We start from the raw sequence: 2049 nt of genomic DNA on the forward strand, positions 1-2049 counted from the left end.
CTCCATGGCCCGGACGGACTTGCGGGCCAGAACGGCCGAGTTGAAGCCCTGGCTGTTGATGTTCTGGTTGAACTGCTCGGCGTGGGTCGGGAAGCGGTCGGCGATGGGCGTCCCGTAAAAGGACACAAGGGGCATGATCGAGTTGGCCGCGATCTGAAGGCCTTTGAGGCCCATGTTAACGGTCCGTCCCGGGTTGCCCACCAGGGATGCCGGCAGTCCGGCGTTGAACTCCGGGGCCACCAGAAGGGCGATTTGGGCGTCCATGTGCTTGGCCGCCAAGCCCAGGTAGTAGCGCAGATGATCCAGCCACACGGCCACGTACTGGCCGAGGAAATTGCCGCTGTGCAGGCTCAGGCAGTTGTCGGCGTCGATGAGGGGATTGTCGTTGGCCGAATTCATTTCCGTTTCCACGGCGGACACGGCCTGGCGCAGGCCGTCCAGCAGGGGGCCGATGAACTGGGGCAGGCAGCGCAGGGAATAGCGGTCCTGGGCCGGCTGGCCGTCCAGGAGTTCGTGGTGGCCGTCGAGTTCGTTCCGGGCCATGGTCGAGCCGTCCAAAAGTCCAAGCATGAGTTCCCCGGCCAGAATCTGACCCGGATGGGGCTTGAGGCGCTGGATGAAGGGGTGGAAGGACTGGTTGGACCCGCGCAGGGCTTGGATGGTCAGGGCGTGGAAGCCCAGGGCAAGGGCCATGAGGCGGCGGGCGTCGTAGAGGCAGTTGGCGGCGATGCCGGTCATGACCGAGGTGCCGTTGACCATGCCCAGGCCTTCCTTGGGGCCAAGGGTCAGGGGTTCCAGGCCCAGACGCTCGAGGGCGACCAGGCAGCTCACGACCTCGCCGTGCATATCCACCTTGAAGCATGGGTCGGCCCCGATCAGGGCCCCGGCGATGGAGGCCAGGGGGGCCAGATCGCCGCTGGCTCCGATGGAGCCCATGTCCCGAACCAGGGGGGTGACCCCGTTGTTCAGGAAGATCATGATCCGGTCGATGAGTTCCCTCCTGACTCCGGAGGCTCCGCGGACATGGGAGTTGGCCCGCAGGAGCATGGCCGCCCGGACATCCTCCCGTGGCAGGTAGTCCCCGGCGCAGACGTTCAAGAAGCGCAGGAGGTTGTTCTGCAGCGGACAGAGTTCGCTTTCGGGGATGGTCACGTTGGCCATGCCACCAAAGCCGGTGTTCACCCCGTAGATGGGCTCGCCGGTGCGCACGGCCCACTCGATGAAGGAGGCCGAGGCCTCCACCCGGGCCAGAACGCTTTCGTCCCCGGTCAGGCGCACGGGGCGCTCCAGCCGGGCCACGGCCACGACCTCGTCCACGGTCAGGCCTTCGCCGGCCACGATTACCTGCTGGATTTCGGCGGCCCTGAACCGGGTCTCAGCCCCGGGCTGCGGCGACGTGGGGAGCTTGGGCAGGGATGTGCAGGCCGGATTGGACTCGATGTCCCGGCGGACCAAGTCCAGAATTCGGTGGGCTCGCTGGGAGAAGAGCTTGATGGAGTCCGCTTCGGGCATGTCCAGAACCTGTTGCATGAGCAGGCCGTCGTCGTCGAACCAGCGCGGCATGAGGCCGCCCAGGAAGTAGCCCCGTTCGCGCAGGACCTGGACGCCCTGGCCGCACCAGGCCTCGCCCAGATTGACGAAGACCTGGAGGACGCGGGACCCGGCCTGGCGGGCCTGGGCCTCGGCCCCGGCCAATGCCCGTTCGAAATCCGGCCCCATGGTCAAGACGTGCAGGCGGGCCACGTTGGCGAAGTCGAAGTATTCCGACGAGATTCTCGTGCTGATGGCCGGGGGGGCCTGATCGGCCGCAGGGAGGACGATCCGGTCCAGACCGGTGTCGGCCAGCAGGTAGTCCAGGGCCTGCTGATAGACATCGGGGACATGGATTCGCCGTTGACGGTCCCGGGTGGATCCGAAGAGGAGGAGCATGGAGACGCGGTCATCGGGATGGTCGGGGCCTCCGTAGGCCGAGGCCGGCATGAGGCCGATCTCCATGGCCGTTTCCTTCAGGCCGGTCATGGCCGCGAATTTCTGGGTGACCACCTGATG

At 66.5% G+C, this 2049-nt stretch carries 1 protein-coding gene; it reads right to left on the bottom strand.

Features of this window, described 5'->3' with window-relative positions:
- The coding region (locus EOM25_14290) for an aromatic amino acid lyase (protein ID NCC26344.1) at positions 1-1512 on the bottom strand (1512 nt) is incomplete at its 3' end.
- Between the last annotated feature and the right edge of the window lie 537 nt (positions 1513-2049).

This window comes from Deltaproteobacteria bacterium, assembly GCA_009929795.1.
Classification (GTDB): Bacteria; Desulfobacterota; Desulfovibrionia; order Desulfovibrionales; family Desulfomicrobiaceae; genus RZZR01.